Below are 20,701 nucleotides of genomic sequence, written 5' to 3' on the forward strand. Positions count from 1 at the left end.
TCCTCTTTCATTTCTTCTTCGTCGGTTTGAAACATACTTTTTTCATTTTACCACATTTTTTGCAATAACTATAGTGACTTTTTATATATACAGAACCTCATGTTGATGGTGTGCAAACAGCATAAGATTTAAGCTAGCTTTAAGATAGGTTGTCTATTATCAAATGCATCTACTAGGAGGGATGCAAAATATGAATTTTATGAAACGTGCATGGAAAAGTACAAAAGTAAAATGGGGACGTTCATTGTTATTGTTTGCCGTGTTCACAGCCATTCTTATTTTTGTGCTAGCTGGCCTCACGATTCGAAGCGCTGCAGAAGAAGCAGCGAATCAAGCACAAAAAGAAGTTGGAGCAACAGTGACTTTAAGTGCCAATCGAGAAGCTTCATTTAAAAAACAGGAACAAACTTCTTCAAGCGGTTCTACCACTGAAGAACGTCCAGATCCAGGCAGTTTTTCTCTTACACCAGTTTCCTTAACGGACGCGGAAAAAATAGCTGAATTAGATAATGTAAAGAGTTATTCCTTTGAAAGTTCCGCCTCAGCTATGGCAAAAGATGGAATAACTGCCATCACTAGTTCTGATTCAAGTGAAGACAGTTCAGAAACTACTGATGCAGGCGGTGAACCTGCTGGAGGAATGGGCGGGAATCCGCAAATGACTCAAGCAGACTTTCAAATCAGTGGTGTGTCAGCAACTGCACAAAATAGTAATTTTTCTGATGGAACAGCAAAAATCACGGATGGTGAAGGAATAGATGACAGCGACAAAGGCACAAACAATGTAGTCATTGATTCTACTCTAGCAGAAACAAATGACCTGGCAGTCGGAGATACTTTCACAATCACGAGTACTGAAGATGAAGATACCACTTATGAAATGACGATCAAAGGAATTTATGAATCCAGCGAAACAAGCGGCAGTATGGGTATGAAATTCAACTTCATGAATCCGTCGAATACACTTTACACTTCTTACACTTTTGCAAATGAACTAAATGGGACATCTGACGATAACACGATAGATTCTGCTATTTACACTCTATCTGATCCAGATAAAATGGATGAGTTTCTCAAAGAAGCTGAGAAGCTGATCGACACAGATACATTTAGCTTACAATCAAATGATTCCATGTATCAGTCAATGTTGGAACCTTTAAACAACGTGGCAAGTTTTTCTAAAAATGTTGTTTTACTAGTGGCTGTAGCCGGTATTATCATACTTACTCTGATCATTATGATTACCATTCGGGAGCGTCGGCATGAGTTAGGCGTCTTGCTATCTTTAGGAGAATCCAGAAGTAAAATCATTCTCCAATTGTTTACCGAAGTGGCTATTTGTATGATTCTTGCATTAGGAGTTGCTTCGCTTAGCGGAAACGTCGTCGCGAATGCCGTGGGACAGCAGCTACTTGACCAACAGACAGAAACCACGACACAAAACCAGCAAGCTCCTGGCGGTGGACAAATGCCAGGTAACAGACAAGAACAAGGCGGTCAACGCGATGGTCAACAAGGAACCACGAATAATCCATTTGCTGTTTCTGATCAAGTCAGCGAATTGGAAATCAATGTCAAACCTGCACAATTGGGACTATTAGCCGGAGTAGCATTTGGAATCAGTCTGTTTTCTGTCTTTTTAGCTTCTATAGGGATATTAAGATTAAACCCAAGAAAAATCCTATTAAACTAAAGGAGGAATTTGATGTTACGGACAGAACAATTGGGATTTTGGTATCAAGATCCGCAAGATGCGCTTTATAAAGATGTAGAACTGAATTTCGAAGCTGGAAAAATGTACGCTATTTTAGGAGCAAGTGGTTCTGGAAAAACGACTTTTCTTTCGCTTATTTCTGGACTAGATGCACCAAAAGAAGGAAAGGTATACTATCAAGATCGTTCACTGAACAAAATCGGGTTAAGAAGTTATCGTAAAAATGATGTCTCGATTATTTTCCAAGCTTACAACTTGCTTCCTTATTTATCGGCTCTAGACAACGTCATAGCAGCAATGGAAATCACTAAGACCAAGCAAGAGAATTATCGACAAGTTGCTTTAGATCGACTGGCTCGTGTAGGAATTGATGAAATATTAGCAAAAAAACAGGTGACCAAACTTTCGGGAGGTCAGCAGCAGCGAGTCGCTATCGTTCGTGCTATCTGCTGTGAACATCAACTAATCGTAGCGGATGAGCCTACTGGAAATCTAGATGAAACAACTTCACAAGATATCGTCAAACTTTTCCAAGAAATCGCCCATGAACAAAATCGCTGTATTATCATCGTGACTCATGAGATTGAAGTAGCAAAAAGCTGTGATGAAGTCTTTGAACTAAAAAATAAAAAATTTCAAAAAATCGAAGTTTAAAAAACAGGATAATGATCAAATAAAAAATCCGAACCATATCTGCGAGACAGATATGGTTCGGATTTTTTATTTGCTTGATTCAATTAGTAATAAGTGGTTTTTATTTTTTTTCGTCTTTTCGAGAAAACTTGTCTTTGACTTCGTCGCCTAAATTTCGAGCTTTTTCTTTGATGTCAGCACCTAGTGATTGTGCTTTCCCTTCTGTTTCTTTGCTCTTGTCGTCTGTTGCTTTGCCGTATGCTTCTTTTCCTTCACCGACTACTTTATCTTTCATATCTTTAGAACGTCCTTTTAAATCTGCCATTGTGCTTCCTCCTCTTAGTTTGTTTATTGATCTACCTTCAGGGTAACATCAACAACAGATACAGACAAACAGAACGCTCGTTTTCTAAAAAAGATAGTTAGAGCTGTTGATTAAAAACTTTTTTCGAAAGTCCCCCATACTTTGACTTCTTTTTCTTGGACCATTATTTCTCCTTTAGCGATAACTGTATCAATATCAAGCGTTTCTTTATCCAAGATACACAGATCTGCATCAGCACCAATTTCGATTTTTCCTTTTTTATCCAATTTCAATATACGTGCTGGATTACTGGTTATAGCTCGTAAGGCGATTTCCAAAGGGATACTTTCTTTTTGCACAGCTTCTTTGATCCCTACTAGCAATGCCTTGGCACTTCCTACTCCTAACCCTAGGAAATGATTGTTTTCATCAAAATAAGGCAAGCTTCCTTGTCCATCTGAGGTCATCGTGAAATTATCTAAAGAAACATCTTCCTCGATCAATCGTTTCAGTGCTTTGCTGAAGCGAACTTCACCATCTGTCTTCTCCCAAAAATCAGGATCTTCGCTAGCAGTGAAGTCAATCGTGCCACCACGTTTGGCAAATGCCACGCAAGCTTCAAATAATTCTGGTGTGCGATTTGCATGAGTAGGCAAAAATTGTGTGATCGGAATTTCTGTTTCTTCTACGATTCGTGTCAATAGCTCTAGCTTTCTTTTTCCTCCGCCTAAGTGGACATTGATGATCCCAGCTTTTCCGGATAACATGCCTCCTACACGAGCATCTGCTACTGCACGAGCGAACTCTTCAAAACTTGGCTGAGAAGAACGGTGATCGGATACTGCGATTTCTCCGATTCCGATAATTTTATCAATTGTCAAAAAGTCTTTGATGATAGAATCTGTTACTGTTTTTACCGGCAATCGGTACGAACCTTCGTATACATAAGTGGAGATTCCTTCTGCTTCCAGACCTTTCGCTTTGCTGATCAACGCAGTCATATCTCTACCTTCTCCGTCTGTTCCCAAACAACCGACAACTGTCGTTACACCAGCTGTAGTCAATTGGCTCAATGTGACTTCTGGCGTTCGATTTTGATAACCGCCTTCTCCTCCTCCACCTAAAATATGGAAATGACAGTCAATGAAACCCGGGGTTAGTACTTTTCCCTCACCTGAAAGTTCTTCTACTTCCACTCCTTCGTAGCCGCCTTCTAGCTGTTCTTCTACAGCCAAAATCTTCCCACCGGCAATCAGTACATCCATTTTTCCTAAGTAATCTGGTGCAAACACTTCAATTTGTCGAATGATTTTCATACATTTTTCCTCTTTCTTTAAGTATAACTGATGATAGGATCTTAAAAAATAATCCAAACGATAGAATCTTTACTCCTTTGATTTTACCGTAAAATGACGGTTCTTGGAGTCCTTATCTACTGTTTGGATTACTTTTTTATTTACAGGTCTCCAGTACTACTGCAGACCTATTGCAATGGCAATCATGATGAAAATAGTTCCTAAAACAAACAGGAATCCTTGCATCTTGATTTGGAATCTTGCCCATTTTGCCCATTCGATCCGTGCAACACCTAGCACACCAATCAAGCTGGCTGATACGGGTGTAAAAGCGTCCATAAAACCTGAACCAAGCTGATAAGCAAGAACTGCTACTTGTCTGGATACACCTACTAAATCTGCCAGTGGAGCCATGATTGGCATAGTCAAAGCTGCTTGTCCTGAATTTGATGTAACAACCAAGTTGAACAAACTTTGGAAGATGTACATCGCCCAAGCACCAATGACAGCTGGAACACCGGTCAACGCCGTCCCGATCCCATGCAAAATCGTATTCAAAGCTGAAGGAACAGATGCATCAGATCCTCCCAAGACAAGAAGAATCCCTTTGGCCATACCTACTACGATTGCTGTACCAGCTAAATCAGCTGCACCAGATTGGAAAGAAGAAGCGATGTCATTGACTTTCATTCCATCTAATTTGAAAAGAACAGCAATGATTCCAGCAACTAATCCCATCACAAAGAATTGAGAAGCGATTTCTGGAATGTAATAGCCTTTTTGAGTCACGCCCCAAACGATCCAGACAAGGACAACTAACATCTCTAATAAGATCAATTTATGCCCAAGCATGAATTTTTTATTTTCATCAGATGTCTTTTTGATATGAGAACGGAAATAATCATCTGATTTGTAAGTCAACGAACTTTCTGGTTTTTTACGGATTTTTTCTGCATATATCATCATATAACCAGCGGCTAATGCAGTAACAACTACCCACATAATCAATCGGAATGTCGCACCAGACAACACGGGGATTCCAGCAATCCCTTGAGCCACCGCTACGCTAAACGGGCTCATCCAAGAGGTCGCATTTCCGACTTGAGATGCGACATAAGTCACGGTTACTGCTACGATCGAGTCATATCCTAACGCAATGACAAATGGAACCATCACCATTGAGAATGGAATTACCTCTTCTGCCATCCCGAATGTAGCGCCACCGAATGAAAAAGCAAAGAATAATAGCGGTAAAGCTAAACGCTCCAGTCCCTTAGTTTTACTGATAAACGCATAGATACCTGCGTCGATCGCTCCGGTACGCATAATAATACCAAAAGCACCTCCAACAACAAGGATCAATGCAGCGATCCCTACAGCAGATCCATACTTATCTCCAGATACTAGTCCTTCAAAAACAAAATTTAAGAAACCAAAGCCGCCAAAATCATCTGTTCCCCATATTTTGGCTGTTTTATGCAATTTTTTAGAAGTATCATAGATATTTTCGCCGTACTGATCGTAAAGCACATCATCTGTCAAGGAGATTTCATCTAGTTTTTCCTGCGTAAGATTTTTTTCTCCGTCAGCAATGACTTTTTCCAATCCTTTTTCCGGAACATCCAGTTTTTCACGTTCTGCTGGATGATCTTGCAGTTCTTCTAATTGATCAAACACATACGACTTATCCAGCTCGTAAGCATAACGGAAGGAATCTTGACGTAAAACAGTACGAGTACTTGTTTCGCCATTTGCATCTTTGTATTCAATATCTTGCGTGCTGAACTTTCCTGCTGGAACGACAAAAGTCAGTATCCATGCAAAGATGACTACACCAAAAATAATGACATACGTATGGGGTGTCGATAATTTAGTGAAGTCGCGTTTCGGTTTTCCTGAAGAATTTGTTTTCTTCAAATTTATTTCTTCCTTTCTTTTTTCAGTAATTTTGATGAATAAAAAATGGATAATCAAATGAATTATACAGTAAAAATGACATTTCCACATGAATAATTTATTAGAAAATCACTTTTTTCTATTTTGTTTTTTTTCTCCTATGTATGATTATTTTTTTCTCTTTCCATTTATATTAAGTATTTTATTTCTCTGTTTTTCCTTAAAATTCTTTTTTTATTTTTAGATTAGAGAAAATCTCGTCCTGTTTTTTTCATTTTACAATCATTGAAAAATTGAATTTCATTGCAAAAATAATAATAAACACTTATAAATATCCATTATCTATCCTTCAATTTTTGTGTATTTTATTTCTATTAGAAAAAGGTATCCTGTTGGACAATTTTGTTATATCAGGTAAACTTCATTGCAATAATGATAACAAATGTACTATAATTACTTTGTAAAGAGTTTTGGGGAAGACTCTTTCATCAACGTGTATTAAGAGACAAGAAAGAATCCATATGGATTCTTTCTTGTCTCTTTTTCCACTACTTTTTATTTTTCTGACACTACATATTCTTATAACTCATTTCTCATAACTGTGAAACAACTTATAAAAATAACAAACTTTAAACAAAACAAGCTTAAAATCAAAGATGATCCATCTTAAAATAACTAAAACAAAAAAAGTAGTCGTTGTTAATCCTCATTAATAATCGTTTTCTTTTTTTCAAACGCTCCATTTTTATGTGGAACATTATTTTTTTAAGGAACTTTGTCAACATGTGGATAACTATTTTCCACTTGTGTCCTGGACTAGCTGTTTTGCTGTAAAATACAAAACTTGCTGCAGCAAAAAGATCGTTGCAAGAGAGGCTGTTCCGCAGATCGCTGGATCTAGATTTGGCAAAGTCAAGACTGCATCATGTAAATTGGCGTGGTTGTCCAAAACCAAATCAGCAAATTCAAATAATCGCAAACCACTGCTATGTTGCGATTTGATACTTCGTGACAAATCAAATCCAGTAACAATGATTAATGGATGACCATTTTCTTTGATCCACTGAGCTAGTTCGATGATTGCCGGGTTTCTTCCTTCATTCGAAAGAAGAAGAAAAATGTCTTCTGATTTGACAGAAAGCTGATCAATAATTGCCTGTCCTGCACCTTCTAGCGTTTCATAGACACCTCCGGCTGGATTTTCAATCAATATACTTGGTACAAGATCCGGGGTTTGATCCCAAAATTCAAATGCTACACCACTTAGTGTGCGGCTAGCATATATCTGCAATCTACCACCTTGATTAATTTGTTTCGCGATCCAAGTGCCAGCTTGAAGCATCAGCGGCTCTTCTATCCTTAATTTCTCTTCCAATTGGTGATAATAGTCAAAATAACATAAACTCATTTATCTCTCCCGCCTAGCTATACTTGACATGAATAGAAACAGCTGCCTAATCTAAGGAAGTACATAAAAAAACAGTAGTTAGACAGTAACACATGTGGTCTTTGCTGTTTCAAACACAAAAAAGGCATTGAACGAATACGCCCAATACCTTGACATAGCAAATAAAACAACGTGCAGACCATGGAAAATATCTACATAGGGGTAGAATTTTCACCCTAGATTAGGTACAATAAATTAGGTCGATGCACTGCATTGACTATGGCAAAATGATCGGTCAGGGTGTATGTGTGTGACTGGTCATTCCCTGATTCTTAGCGCCAACTAAGGGTCAGGGAGCCTTTTTTTATTCAGCTGTTTCTATCTGAATTTATTGTAAGTAATCTCTTATCCAAGTGCAAGCACGAAAATACAAAAAAACATTGGTATGATTTATATATATATAAATAACATAAAAAAAGGAATGGCTTATCCCGATACAACAAGCATTCCTTTAAAAAAGATTCTTTTATATAAGTGAAAAAAGCTTTTTTCCACCAATTAAATAAATCTCTCATCTCAATAGTTTATCCATTATTTTATCTTTTTTTGCGTATACCTACTAAATATTACCGTCTTCTTCTCGTTCTTCTACTTTGTTCGAGAGAATCTGTACTAGAAAAAGTAGTTGTATGTCTACCTTTTCTGCCTATCCGAGACTTTCTTTTCATATATGGGATATAAATGATTAGATACAGTACAGCAAAAAATAAAGCAAATACGCAAGCTTCCCAACTACCTAACGCCAATTCAACCATCAAGGTAGCAACCCCAACGGATGCTGCATACCAGATAAAAATCAGAAACGTTTCTTTTTTTCTGACCATGCGAAACATGATAAATAGACTAATAAGCAATAGTGGCAACACAAATATCCAATTGCTTCCTTCCATCAGCCACTTGAGTATATCAAGCAGCGACTGTGCAACAGCGACTAATTTTCCCATAGTGAACACACACCTTTTTTTATAATATTATTTGTCAAATTAAGCGAGACAAAACTTTCCATTTACGTAACTCAAAAAAACTTCTAATGGTGTTTGGTAATTTAGTGATTTTCTAGGGATATGGTTTCTTTTAGACGCAACGGATGAGATGAATCCTTGATTGACTTGGTTGAATTCCATTTCTTTTGGTAGTCCATCTTTTCGGAGGAGTCCGTTTGAATGTTCATTTAATCCCCGTTGGGAAGGCGTTCCTGGGTCTGCGAAATAAATATCAATATCATTCGTATTACTAATACTTTTCCAATTAGAGAATTCTTTTCCACAATCAAAGGTAATTGATTTGAAAAGATTTTTGGGTACGGATTGAAGCCATTCATTAATCGAATTTTCAATATCAACTGCCTTACGGCCTTCTGGTTTCAAGGCGATAATGGCTTTTGAAAGTCGCTCAACGAGTGTGATGACGGCACTTTTATGGTGGATGCCGACAATCGTATCACCCTCTAAATGTCCAAATTCTTCTTCGAAAACGACATAATCTTTTTTACGTTCAGAAATATTTCTTTTGAATGCCTGTTTTCCACGTTTTTCCTTATAACCATTTGGTTTTCGTTTTCCTTGCATCGGTAAATGTAAAACATTGAATTCTCCCGTCTTAAACCGGCGATAGAGGGTACTTACTGAACAAGAGAAGGTTCGCTCTGCACGGCCAATAATGACGTCTGGGGTCCAACCTTCAGTTGATCTTTTTTCAATGTATTCTTTTTCCTCAGCAGGAAAAATGATTTCGGTTCTCCCACAACGTCGCTTATTTTCTTTGTATTGTTCAAAGTATTCAAGTGCTGTTCCACCACATTTGAGAAAGTTATAGACATTGTAAATTGTTTGGCGTCCACGTTTAAGCTGCTTCGCAACGATAGCAACCGGAGTTTCTTGATGAAAATATGCTTCTATCATTACAAGCTCGTTTGGTGTAAGATGGGTATAAGTCATTTATGTTCACTCTCCTTGTATGCTTTAGCGGGTATTACAATTTGAGTGTAACATAAATGGCTTTTTTATTTGTCTCGCTTAATTATACAAACGGCGTAATTAAAAAATTCGCCTTTTTATTCTACTATGAATCTTCTGGCTTGGCTTTCATTTCTCTTATGTAATCATTTTCTTTTATACAACTTAAAAAAAAATTAAACCATTAGCAGAATATTTTCTGAATCTATTCACGAAAGTCTTTTTCTATCTTTCGTTTTCCACGACTCAACTGATCTAGAGTCAAAAAACTAAAACGACAGTTGCGCAAATGACGCACAAGCTGCCGCTTTAATAACAAATAGCCTTTCATTCTCAGCAGGCCACTTATTTCCAGTTAACTTTCTGTTCTTAGCTTTTTACTCAACTGGATAATATATGCACTTAATGAAGTCCCAATTTCCGAATGTTGAAGTCCATATTCAATATTTGTCTTCATATATCCTAACTTATCGCCTACGTCGTATCTTTTTCCTTTAAACTCTCTCGCATAGACCGCCTCTGTCTGGTTAAGAGTCTGAAGTGCATCCGTTAGCTGTATCTCGTTTCCTGCTCCTGGTTCTTGAGTTTCTAATATCTCAAATATTTTAGGAGTCAGTAGATAACGTCCGATAATGGCTAAATTACTTGGTGCTTTTCCCATTTCAGGTTTTTCTACAAACCCTTTTACTCTGCAACGACCCTTTTCGCTATCTGTTTTAGGATCAATAATTCCGTATTTAGATGTTTCATTTTCTGGTACACGCATGACGGCAACAGCGGAAGCTTGTGTTTCTTCATAATCCATCATCAATTGTTGAGTCAATGGGATATCATCTTTCATCAAATCATCCCCCAGCATGACGACAAACGGTTCATTTCCTATAAATGCTTTTGCTTGAAGCACGGCATCCCCCAGTCCTCTTGGATGAGATTGACGGATGAAGTGAAGATTGACTTGAGTCGTTTCTTCAACTAAAGCGAGTAATTCTGTTTTTTCCTTTTCCCGCAAATTGTTTTCCAATTCGATATTTGCATCAAAGTGATCTTCAATGGGTCTTTTTTCTTTTCCCGTTACGATCAAGATGTCTTCGATTCCCGAATCCAATGCTTCTTCCACAATAAACTGGATCGTTGGTTTATCCACGATTGGAAGCATTTCTTTTGCCATGGCTTTTGTTGCCGGCAAAAAACGTGTTCCTAGCCCAGCGGCAGGAATGACTGCTTTTTTGACCTTCACTTGCTGTTCCTCCTAAACGACGATTAACTATTGATCATCTATTTAACGAAGAGAAAATTCATTCTCCATTTTTCCGTCACGTAACATGATTTCTTTTGCTGCTTTTTTGATATCTTCTCCATTATACAAAACATTATAGATTGTTTGAGTAATTGGCATCTCAACACCTAGCTGTTGAGCTAGCTCTACTGCTGCTTTTGTCGTTGCCACACCCTCAACGACCATTCCCATGTTTTCTAGAACTTCTTCCAGCTTATGTCCCTGTCCTAACAAGTTACCGGCACGCCAATTGCGAGAATGAACACTTGTACAAGTAACGATCAAGTCCCCCACACCACTCAAACCGATAAATGTCAGAGGATTGGCACCCATCGCGACACCAAGACGGCTGATTTCTGCCAATCCTCGAGTCATGATTGCTGCTTTTGCATCATCTCCGAATCCTAATCCATGGATAGCGCCGGCACCAATTGCAATGATATTTTTCAGTGCTGCACCAGTTTCTACGCCAATCACATCATTATTTGTATAAATCCTGAAATAATCATTCATGAACAGTTTTTGTACATAGGCTGCTGCTTTTTGATCAATACTTGCAGCTGTAATTGTTGTGATATCATGTACTGCCACTTCCTCAGCATGGCTAGGACCAGATAATACAACAATTGCCTGTCTTTTTTCTTCTGGAATTTCTTCAGCCAAAACTTCTGAGATTCGTTTATGCGTATCTTGTTCTAGTCCTTTACTTGCATGTATAATGATTGGCTTAGTATTCATTTTACCAATAAGTTCCTGTGCGACTGAACGAATCGCTTTTGTTGGAACAACAAATAAAATAGCATCTGCATTATCCACTGCTTCTGCCAATTCTTTATATCCGATAATCGATTCTGGGATCGTCAAATCAGGTAAAAAATGCTGATTTGTATGATACTTATTGATTTCATCAATCTGTTCAGGTACATTTCCCCAAATACGGACATCATGCCCGTTTTCTGCCAATGTTTGTGCTAAAGCAGTGCCCCAAGATCCAGGACCAAGAACTGCGATTTTTTGTTTCATGGATATTCCTCCAAATAAATAATTGATAATTTCCATTATAGTATACATTTCTTAAAGTTGGGACTAATTTCCATTGTTTTTAAGTGTTTGTTTACTTCTTTTATCGTTTTTACTTGAAATAATCAATGATATGTTACAATAGTCTACATTTTATTTTTACACTCGTTATGCTTTGCTTGTTCCTAAGAGGAAGCAGTTTTGACAATGTTACTACCAGCATTACTATTAGGAGGTTAGGAAACTTCTCCTAGTGAGTATTGATTTAAAATACATAAGAGACAGATTGAACATTTCTAAATCTGTCAGGTCCTGCAACGGACAGATTGTCTCTGTTGACGGTTGACATAGGAACTTTTGTTTTAGTCAACATTCTGGATACAAAACGCTATGTAAACTGGCGCAACTCGTTGTACTTGGACTTTTACTACGGATCCATGCAACAACTAAATAGTACTATTGCATAACAAAAAATGGTTGGCACCCACATGTCCCATTAAACAGATTATAAGTTGAACTGTAGATAATGCAAAAAATGTGTTTTATAACGTAATTGATGCCAATATTTTAAAAAAATAAAGGGAGCAGTTATCGCTGCTCTCTTTATTTTTTATATTCTTTTTATCCAGTCTATCCTAATAATCAAACTGACGATAGTAGCGGCGTATCTCTAATGGATGGCAGTTCAACTGCTCCACATGAGCATCGATGCGTTGTGTCACTACATGCATCAATAAGAAAGACAAAACACGTCCGCGATATTTTTCACTGATACCTTCTACTGGATAGTCTTTTGTGTCTATCAATGTATAATTGCTGCAAATTTTTGGCAAAAGTTTAGCCACACGTTCAGATAACACTCTCTGTTCATCTTCGCCTAAAAATAATGTGACTGGGGTTGTTTCTTCTACGATCTCTAACGTCCCGTGAAGAAACTCGGCAGCATGGATAGATTTCGATGGAAGCCAGCTTTGTTCTTCCCAGTAACACATGGCATATGAATAAACAGCTCCCCATTGATTCCCTGCTCCAATAAAATAATGCATACTATCACGTCGATGTTTTTCTGCAAATGATAAGCCAAATGCATCTGCTTTTTTCTCTGCTTCCACTAACCCTGTTGGTAAATAACGTTCGAGCTGTTCATAGTATTCTGAATAAGCTTCGAATTCTCCATTCAAATACATCAATCGATCTGCTGCCATAAAAAATTTGATTTGTTCTGTTCCAGGAGCTGGATAAGTGACCACAAAATCGCATAGCTGAGACAACTTACTGTTCGCTTTATCGATAAATCCAATCAGTGTCGCTCCTACTTTCTTAATTTGTTCTACTGCTTTCACTACTTCTTGAGTTGTACCGGTAACAGAGGACAAAATAACGATAGAATCTTTTGTTAATCTTTTGTTTCCAGTAGTGTAATATTCTGCAGCATGCTGTACAAAGACAGGCAAGTTGCTTTTCCCATTCATATAAGTGACAGCTTGCATCGAGGAAGCATACGTTCCACCGATTCCTAGATAATAGACAGCGTCAAATTTTTCCGCATAAAGTTTATCGATGATTTCTTCTACTTGCGGACGTAAAGCTAGTGCGCCTTTTATTGCTTTGATTTGTTCTTCTTCATTGAATTTCAGCATGATTTCCACCTCTTATAATTTACTTTTCAAGACTGTATCAAAGTCTTCAAAAATCTTTTTGTTCAAGTCAATACCTTTAGCTACTGCGGTTTTATAAGCGAATAGTTGAAACGGAACGACAAGCGCTAATACAGACAGATATTCATCACATTCTATTGCTAATCCAAGTGTTTTCTCGTTTCTTGCTTTTTTTGTGGTAATGGTGAGAGTCTCTCCAACGTACCGACTCATATATCTTTGCAACTTTTGCGAACGTTCCTTATTTACACTTTCCCCTTCAATAAAGAATAGCAAATGCGAAGCATCTGCCTCCAGGTATGGGCCGTGCATATAAGCTTCTAACTCAAATCCTTGTGACGGAACGCGGATTGTTTCAGTCAATTTCGTCTCTGCTTCTTTAGCTGTTCCCCAGTTTGGACCATATCCAATGGTGACGAAACGCTGTGCTAAACGAAATAAACTTTGATATCCATCAAAAAATTCTTCCGTTTTTTGAATAATCGCTGGTAAATGGTTGATTATTTTGCGCAACTGTTGCATGTAGTCTTGTTCTATTTTTTTGCTGATTTTATTTTTACTTATTCCAATTCCTATCCCTAAGAGTAGTAACTGTAAAACAGTCGCAGAATAGCCTTTTGTAACGAAGCCTACTGATTCTACCCCGGCACCTAAATCAATAATTTGTGCAGCTTCTAAAGCAAGTGGACTTTGCACGTCATTTGTGATAGCAACAACAGGTAACCCTTGTTTTTGTATCATTTTTACTGCTTCAACAGTAGAAGCACTTTTCCCGCTTTGTGACACAGCAATCACAGTATCGATTGAAGGAGAAAGTTTTCCATAATGGAAAAAATAAAAAGGTTCTTGAATATCGACAGTAAGATCACCATAAGATTCCAATGCTGGCTTCGCTGCTAAACAAGCGTTATAAGATGAACCCGTTGCTAAGATCAGTAAATTCACTGTTTTTTTCATATGTTCTCTTGTCGAAAAATCATTCTTTTTCAAGATCGTACTTAGTACTTCCTTTTCTTCATAGATATAATCTTGCATCGTAAACATTTTCTCTGCTCCTTTTTTAAAAAATCCCTATCCACGAACCAAAAATTCCAAAGAAAGCTAGTCCGATCAAGATCGTTAATGGTTTCACTTCTTTCTTCAATAGATAAAACACTATGCCAAATGCTCCAAGACATAAGATATTTGGAACGATATCATCAAAAATACTTTGAACAGTCACAGCATTTTCTCCTGAACCGATTTTTAAAGGAATATTGATGGTGATCATCGTGGCAGTCATTGCTCCAACGACCATCAGTCCAATAATAGACGCGCCTAATGTCAAACTTTCCATCATACCGTTTGCCTGGATCTTTTTCAAAAAACCCGTTCCTAAGCGATATCCCCAACCTGTTGCTAGATAGCGAAACAGAATGTGCGGAATATTGAAAATCAAAATGAACAAGATAGGGCCTAAAATATTTCCTTGCATGGCTAAAGAGGTACCCACACCTGTGGCAATCAATCGCAAAGTTCCCCAAAAGAAAGAATCTCCTAACCCTGCAAGAGGTCCCATCAAAGATGTTTTGATACTATCGATCGCAGTCACATCAAATTCAGGATCATCCTTATTTTCTTCCTCCATTGCAGCCGTGATTCCTAAAATCAGTGTAACGATATGTGGGGTCGTGTTAAAAAACTCTAGATGCCGTTTCAAAGCTGCTGCCATTTCTTCTTTCGACTGATATAACTTTTTCAAAATCGGAATCATTGCATAAACATAAGCCATATTCATCTGACGTTCATAATTCCAAGAAAACTCCATTTGAAAAGAACGCCAAAATACGTGATTTAGCTCTTTTTTCGTTATTTTGCTGTTTTTGATCTCAGAATTCTTCATCTTCTTCTACCTCCCCTGCAGTTGTTTGAAGTGGTAGTTGACGGACATTCATAATATTGACTACCACAACTGCTAAAATCGCACCAAAAATAGCTACTCCGGTCACAGGAATCTCTAAGTAAGAAGCTATAGCAAAACCTAAGAAAAAATATGGTGCAACTTGTTTGTTGATCAGCAAACGAGCAAGCATCGCAAAACCAAGAGCTGGAATCAACCCTGTAGCTACTGACAACCCCTTTTGAACGAAGTCAGGAATCATATTTAATAGATTTCCGATCGTATTGCTTCCCACCATATAAGAAACCATTACCACAACACCAAGCATCAAGGAAAGACCGATACCGGCAAGCAAGTGCATATGCTCGACTCCTTTATAATTTCCTTCTTCTGCATAATTGTCTGCTTTATGGTTCATAATTGGAATCAAAAGCCCTAAGTAAATATTTTTCAATATCAATGTCAACGTAGCAATCGGCAAACCTAGTAAAAGCGCGGTTTCTGTACCGGCTCCAGCTGTAATAGCAAAAGCCGTCCCTAAAATCCCACCGGTCACAACATCAGGTGGAATCGAAGCACCTACTGAGAACGATCCGATAAATGCTAACTCTAAAGTTGCGCCCATAATGATCCCAGTTTTTACATCACCTAACACGATTCCTGTAAACAGCCCCGTCACAATCGGACGAGAAAGCAACGATGTCCCTAGTGCATATTCTGATTGTGCGACAAATGCAACAATTCCTAATAAGACTGCTTGTACAATCATTGAGGTTCTTCCTTTCTTACAAAACTTCTCTTACATCCACTTTTTTATCTGCTGGTACTTGACGGATTTCTACTTCTATTTGTTTGTCAATTAATCGTTTCAAGCGTTCCTCCTCTTCTGGTAAAATATTTACCGCTTTTCCGATGCTGCGAGTACCAGGTTTTGCCTTGATCCCTCCTAAGTTGATGGTTTTGATTTCTGGATACGCTTCTGCCAGCTTATATGCATCCTCGATCGATTCCACTACGATGAATAACTTATATTTATCTGTCACCCCGCTTTTCAACGCGGCAATCGAGTCATCAATTGATTTGATCACTAGTTTGACTCCTTGTGGCTTGGCTAATTTGATCGTTGTCTTTCGTATCTCATTCGTAGGTACATCATCATTAGCAATCAAAATACAGTCTGCGCCTATTGTTTGTGTCCATGAAAAAGCTACTTGTCCGTGTAATAACCGATGGTCGACTCTTGTCAATACAATCATTTTTCTTCCTCCTAAAATTCGTCTTCTTCTATTTTCTGATTGAGCCGCTCGTTACAAAACTGGATCATTTTTTTTGAATCAGTTAGCACCTGCTGGATCAAAACAGTTGTCTCTACTTCAGCGTCCAACCGAGATACTAGCTCAATCAATAGTGGCAAATTCAATCCGGCAACGAGATAGACATGATCCCGATTGATATATTGTAAGAATTCGTTGTTGACACTTCCGCCAAAAAGATCCGTCAGAACAATGATTTCTTTATCTTTGTACCTCATAAAAAGCTGCCTTACTGTTTCCGCTAAATCAAAATTCTCATCAGTATAGCAATCCAATACAGTAATAGAATGATTTTTCCCATAGATCAGCTCTAATGAATCTAATATCCCTGAAGCAAATTTTCCATGGGAAGCTAAGATAATTTCTCTATCCACTTTTTCATCTCCTCTTTTCACTTACACATACTAAAAAAGCAAGTTGCATGCCAAAATTAGTGGCAACAACTTGCTTATGTTCAAAATTCTTCTTCTATCGAGAGAAACTCTGTATCTTCACTCAAAATATCATAGATATAGGCAATCTCAGAATTGGGGATCATGACACTATAATGCTCTTCAATGACACTAAACGCAGATTTAATAGCAGATAACCCTTCTTTTTGACACTGCTTCCATTTCTCTAATCCTTGATAGGTTTCGATTGGCATTTGTCGGATCAATCGTTCAATGAGACAGCTCACATGGACATACAACGCTAATTTTTTGGGATTGCTGATGCTTCGATTCAACTGCACCTCTAATTCTCTCATAAAATGATCGATTTCTCCCATCACCTTCTCTGTATCTAGAATAGTCACGGAATCCAGTACTTTTTCCAATGAAAAATTACGAATGATGCGCTGATTGAATATTTCCTTCTCTGAAGCATTCATAGTAGTGTCCAACCATTCAGCTAGTACAGACATCTTTTCCCCCGAGATGAGGTCTTCTAATGAAAGATAGTCGATATTGGTGATATCAGGATCTGTGGTGCCAATCATTCCTACGACTTCGTATATGGAAAATAATGGGTCACTGTTTTTCTTATCTTTTAATTGCTGATATTCATATGGGATGATTTTCAACTGACAAGCCGTAGGTAAGCTTTTTTCTAGCAGTTCACTTAAGTGGACCGCCGTACCGATTCCAGTGAAGCAAGTAGTAATGAGTGCTTTGGGTTTGTTTTCCTCTGGATAGAGCAGTCGCCATTCTGGCTGGATCTGTCGAACAGTCTCTTCTGCTATCTCTTCTAATGATACATTTTTTTGCAGGCATTCCCCTACTGTGATTGCTAAAGGTGTCGTCACATTATTCAAAATCAAAAGCGGTACGGATAACTGTTTTTTAAAAAACTGATGGATTTCTTTCAGAGATCCCATGTCTACTAATATGATCAATCCATTTGAAACATCGCTGTTTTCGCAATAATCAAGGATTTCTGAAGCAATCTGCTGTGGTGTGACATCTAGTGGCATATCAAATGATTCAAATAGATCCTCTTGTAATAAACGATTTACTACATTTGCCATACTGCTAGCAGTTGCATAACCGTGAGCAGCAATCATCGCTTTTGGCAGTCGTTTTTCTTTTGACCATTTCGCTTTTTTTAGATAGATCGTCAGTAAAATCCGATCCATACTTGTGTCTTCAATATCTAATTTGATCTTACTTAATTCCAGAATTCGTTGGACATAGTGATAACTAGATGGATAAGACTGAGAAACTTGTTGTTCTAATTCTTTGATTAGTTGGATAATATCATGTTCTTCCGGTAACCATTTGATAGTGCTTCGCTGATAGAGATAGTAACTCAAGGCATAGACACTGTTTCCATCGAATTTGATTTGATAGGCAGTTTCCATTTGTCGAAAGGTCTCTCGGATAGATTGTGTCCAATAAACCAGCAGCTCGTGTTTTTCTTGTCTACTGGTCTCAAACAGCAAAAAATCAAATAATTGAATCACTTCTTGCTTTAATTTTCCTTCGCAAGAATATAGCAGACAGTTATTTTTCTTGAAATCAATTAGGATTTGCTCAAAACTTTTAACGATTCGCTGCTGTTCGGGCTGTTGCTTCTCCATTAATTGCTCTAAGGTCTGGTCTTGCGTAATATAGATTCCTTGCTGTGCTGTATTTTTAGTAATAGGCTGCGCAAGTAGTTCTTTTTGCAAATGATGGATCGTGACATGGATTTCAGGCTGTTCACGCTGTTCAGCATATGCTTTTGCTGCTGAAACTTTGACGATATTTTTCAGCTCTCCTATGTTTCCGGATAATTTCTGACTTATTAAAAGTGACAAAGCTGGTCCACTGACTGACAAAGGGCTCCCCATTTTTCTTTGTTCTTCGAGAAAAAAAGAGTACATCAGTTCTAGCCGTTCATTACGACTACGCTGATTAAGTGCAGGTAGTTCGATTCGGATAGGTATTCTTCGAATGAAAGTTGTTAAGAAATGACTAGTAATCTCTTCAGTCGTAGCAAAAAAGAGACGTGTTTTGATCCGGCGTGACAAATTAGGTTCTCCCATACGATAAATCACACCTTGATCAAGATAGGTGAACAGTTTTTCCTGACCTTCTGGTGTTAAGCGATGTACCTCGTCTAAAAACAAGATCCCACCATCTGCTGCTTCAAAAGCCCCTTTTTTATTTTCTTCTGCACCAGTGTACGCTCCCTTAACATGTCCAAACAAATTGCTAGTCAAAAGTTCAGGATTATCTGCATATTGTGCACAATTAAAAGTGATGAATGGTGCAGAATCTTCTAGCAGATCATGAAGCAGACAATACTGATAGACCAAATTAACTAAATAACTTTTACCTGTGCCACTTTCGCCTGTAATCAAAAGTGGTAATCCGCCATCTGGATAGTAAAGAGCTGTTTTGATTTGTTCGATACTTTCTTTCAAACTGGCGTCGTATCCGATCATAAAAGAGAATAAGTCTTTTGGTTGCGCGAAAAAAGGCTGTTCCTCTTTGAGATCATCGATAGAAAAATAAAAATTCGTGCGTAACTTAAAAAATTGTTTTTCAAAAGCTTCTTTGTGGAAATAAATCACTGGTCGAGAATTGATTTTGACTAGTAGTTGCTCATCATTTAACTGGTTCAAATAATGACTGACTGTGTTTCTTTTTACCCCAAAATGATCAGCTAACCTTTGTGCTGTAAAGACCTCGTTCATATGTTCTAAATCGAAAAAGGCTGTCTGGTTCTCTAAGTAACATAAAATTTCCTTCTTCAACAACTTATTCACCCCTCCTCCATCATAGAAAACGGATTCATTTTGTCAATAAAATCTTTAATAAAGAATTGAAAAATATATCTTATTATAGACAGCAGCCTACTTATCCCTTATAATTTTTATTCTAAAAAACGTACAGTTCCTTCCAGTTTTTATACTGGAATTTCAACATATGAAAGAATAAGGAGGCTATGACTATTCAATGAAATCGGATAAATATAAAAACAGGAAACATACTTCCTGGAAAACTTTTCGAGAAATCATCGGATCTTATCTCGCTGTAGTTGTATTTTTGCCTTTGCTTTATATGGCTATGACAGAACAAACTCGTTTTATTGGCGTAGATACGCAATATATAGCCGAAACAGGATTTTTATTCATCTTTATCTTGATTTTTGCGTTCTATAAATCCTTCCATACAAAATAAGATTCACAGATTTCAACTTTCCTGTCTGTTTTTAGCTATTACAAATCCTTATATGTGGTATAACAACAATTTATTGGCATAATGAGGAAAAACGAGTTATGATGCTTTCAGAGAGTAAAGAGGTACTGTTGTCACCATCCTTTTTATTGATTACGTACACCACTCTTAGTTTTTTCCCATTGATTACGAAAACAAGGTAGAAACATTGATGTTCCTACCTTGTTTTCTTTTTTTATTTTCAGATCAAAATCTCAAGTAGCTTTTGACTTGATGTCGGGAGGTTGTCTTCGTTCCATCAAACCTGATAGAATCTGCGCCAAACCATAGTTTTCTCCACTATTATTTATTCCTCTAAGATAGTACCCACAATAAACGAATAAATATTTTTCTCATTTTCATACTCCTTCTTTGAAAATCAATTAGATTTCTCTCAACCCACTTTTTTACAAAAATTACGTAGCAAAAAAGATTGCAAGAACAAATTAAAAAAGAAGTAAATAGAGTTTCATCTATAAACATTTACTTGATATATTTTTTATGCAGAATTCATTTATAGAAAAATTAAGTAAAATAGACGTTCCTATGAATGAAGAGACTGGCATGTTTTCTCATTTTCTTTTTTTTAAAAAAAATAGTCTATTCAATTTCTAAAGCTTCTTCATAA

Annotated in this window: 18 protein-coding genes; 3 read left to right on the forward strand and 15 right to left on the reverse strand. The window is 37.5% G+C overall.

Annotated features, from left to right (window positions below):
• Window positions 1-190 precede the first annotated feature (190 nt).
• Complete coding sequence (locus PYW34_RS09755) at window positions 191-1,693, forward strand: ABC transporter permease (protein WP_002287129.1); 1,503 nt, start codon at window positions 191-193, stop codon at window positions 1,691-1,693.
• Between the two features lie 12 nt (window positions 1,694-1,705).
• Entirely contained in the window at window positions 1,706-2,368 is a 663-nt protein-coding gene (locus PYW34_RS09760) for an ABC transporter ATP-binding protein (protein ID WP_002287128.1), read from the forward strand.
• Between the two features lie 100 nt (window positions 2,369-2,468).
• Here the strand turns inward: PYW34_RS09760 and PYW34_RS09765 are convergent, their stop codons facing one another.
• The 15 genes from PYW34_RS09765 to PYW34_RS09835 all read right to left on the reverse strand — a co-directional run bounded on the left by PYW34_RS09765 (window position 2,469) and on the right by PYW34_RS09835 (window position 19,622).
• Window positions 2,469-2,672, reverse strand: coding sequence for a CsbD family protein (locus PYW34_RS09765; RefSeq protein WP_002287127.1), 204 nt, complete (start codon window positions 2,670-2,672; stop codon window positions 2,469-2,471).
• 110 nt (window positions 2,673-2,782) lie between these two features.
• Window positions 2,783-3,967 carry a beta-aspartyl-peptidase gene (gene iadA / locus PYW34_RS09770; protein WP_002287126.1) on the reverse strand — a complete coding sequence of 395 codons (1,185 nt, stop codon included), beginning with the start codon at window positions 3,965-3,967 and terminating at the stop codon, window positions 2,783-2,785.
• 156 nt (window positions 3,968-4,123) lie between these two features.
• Complete coding sequence (gene yfcC / locus PYW34_RS09775) at window positions 4,124-5,863, reverse strand: putative basic amino acid antiporter YfcC (protein ID WP_002294022.1); 1,740 nt, start codon at window positions 5,861-5,863, stop codon at window positions 4,124-4,126.
• Between the two features lie 772 nt (window positions 5,864-6,635).
• Entirely contained in the window at window positions 6,636-7,250 is a 615-nt protein-coding gene (locus tag PYW34_RS09780; RefSeq protein ID WP_002287124.1) for an SIS domain-containing protein, read from the reverse strand.
• A gap of 605 nt (window positions 7,251-7,855) precedes the next feature.
• Window positions 7,856-8,233, reverse strand: a complete 378-nt coding sequence (locus PYW34_RS09785; RefSeq protein WP_002294021.1) for a hypothetical protein — start codon at window positions 8,231-8,233, stop codon at window positions 7,856-7,858.
• A gap of 39 nt (window positions 8,234-8,272) precedes the next feature.
• Complete coding sequence (locus tag PYW34_RS09790; protein WP_000222572.1) at window positions 8,273-9,226, reverse strand: IS30 family transposase; 954 nt, start codon at window positions 9,224-9,226, stop codon at window positions 8,273-8,275.
• A gap of 373 nt (window positions 9,227-9,599) precedes the next feature.
• Window positions 9,600-10,481 (reverse strand): UTP--glucose-1-phosphate uridylyltransferase GalU, encoded by an 882-nt coding sequence (gene galU / locus PYW34_RS09795; protein ID WP_002287122.1) that lies wholly within the window; start codon window positions 10,479-10,481, stop codon window positions 9,600-9,602.
• A 42-nt stretch (window positions 10,482-10,523) separates the two neighbouring features.
• Entirely contained in the window at window positions 10,524-11,543 is a 1,020-nt protein-coding gene (locus PYW34_RS09800; protein ID WP_002287121.1) for an NAD(P)H-dependent glycerol-3-phosphate dehydrogenase, read from the reverse strand.
• 632 nt (window positions 11,544-12,175) lie between these two features.
• Window positions 12,176-13,180 (reverse strand): SIS domain-containing protein, encoded by a 1,005-nt coding sequence (locus PYW34_RS09805; RefSeq protein WP_002287119.1) that lies wholly within the window; start codon window positions 13,178-13,180, stop codon window positions 12,176-12,178.
• Between the two features lie 12 nt (window positions 13,181-13,192).
• Complete coding sequence (locus PYW34_RS09810; protein WP_002324182.1) at window positions 13,193-14,242, reverse strand: SIS domain-containing protein; 1,050 nt, start codon at window positions 14,240-14,242, stop codon at window positions 13,193-13,195.
• A 16-nt stretch (window positions 14,243-14,258) separates the two neighbouring features.
• Complete coding sequence (locus PYW34_RS09815; protein WP_002287116.1) at window positions 14,259-15,080, reverse strand: PTS system mannose/fructose/sorbose family transporter subunit IID; 822 nt, start codon at window positions 15,078-15,080, stop codon at window positions 14,259-14,261.
• On the reverse strand, window positions 15,067-15,846 hold the full coding sequence (locus PYW34_RS09820) for a PTS mannose/fructose/sorbose/N-acetylgalactosamine transporter subunit IIC (protein ID WP_002287115.1): 780 nt from the start codon (window positions 15,844-15,846) through the stop codon (window positions 15,067-15,069). Before PYW34_RS09820 ends, PYW34_RS09815 begins: the two co-directional genes overlap by 14 nt.
• Before the next feature lie 16 nt (window positions 15,847-15,862).
• Window positions 15,863-16,333 (reverse strand): PTS sugar transporter subunit IIB, encoded by a 471-nt coding sequence (locus PYW34_RS09825; protein ID WP_002287114.1) that lies wholly within the window; start codon window positions 16,331-16,333, stop codon window positions 15,863-15,865.
• Window positions 16,334-16,344: 11 nt separating this feature from the next.
• Window positions 16,345-16,764, reverse strand: coding sequence for a PTS sugar transporter subunit IIA (locus PYW34_RS09830; RefSeq protein ID WP_002294017.1), 420 nt, complete (start codon window positions 16,762-16,764; stop codon window positions 16,345-16,347).
• 80 nt (window positions 16,765-16,844) lie between these two features.
• On the reverse strand, window positions 16,845-19,622 hold the full coding sequence (locus tag PYW34_RS09835; protein ID WP_016925852.1) for a sigma 54-interacting transcriptional regulator: 2,778 nt from the start codon (window positions 19,620-19,622) through the stop codon (window positions 16,845-16,847).
• A gap of 190 nt (window positions 19,623-19,812) precedes the next feature.
• On the opposite strand from PYW34_RS09835, the gene PYW34_RS09840 reads away from it, so the two are divergent.
• Window positions 19,813-20,037 (forward strand): hypothetical protein, encoded by a 225-nt coding sequence (locus PYW34_RS09840; RefSeq protein ID WP_002294014.1) that lies wholly within the window; start codon window positions 19,813-19,815, stop codon window positions 20,035-20,037.
• Window positions 20,038-20,701: the final 664 nt, after the last annotated feature.

The sequence above is a fragment of the Enterococcus faecium genome (genome assembly GCF_029023785.1).
Classification (GTDB): domain Bacteria; phylum Bacillota; class Bacilli; order Lactobacillales; family Enterococcaceae; genus Enterococcus_B; species Enterococcus_B faecium.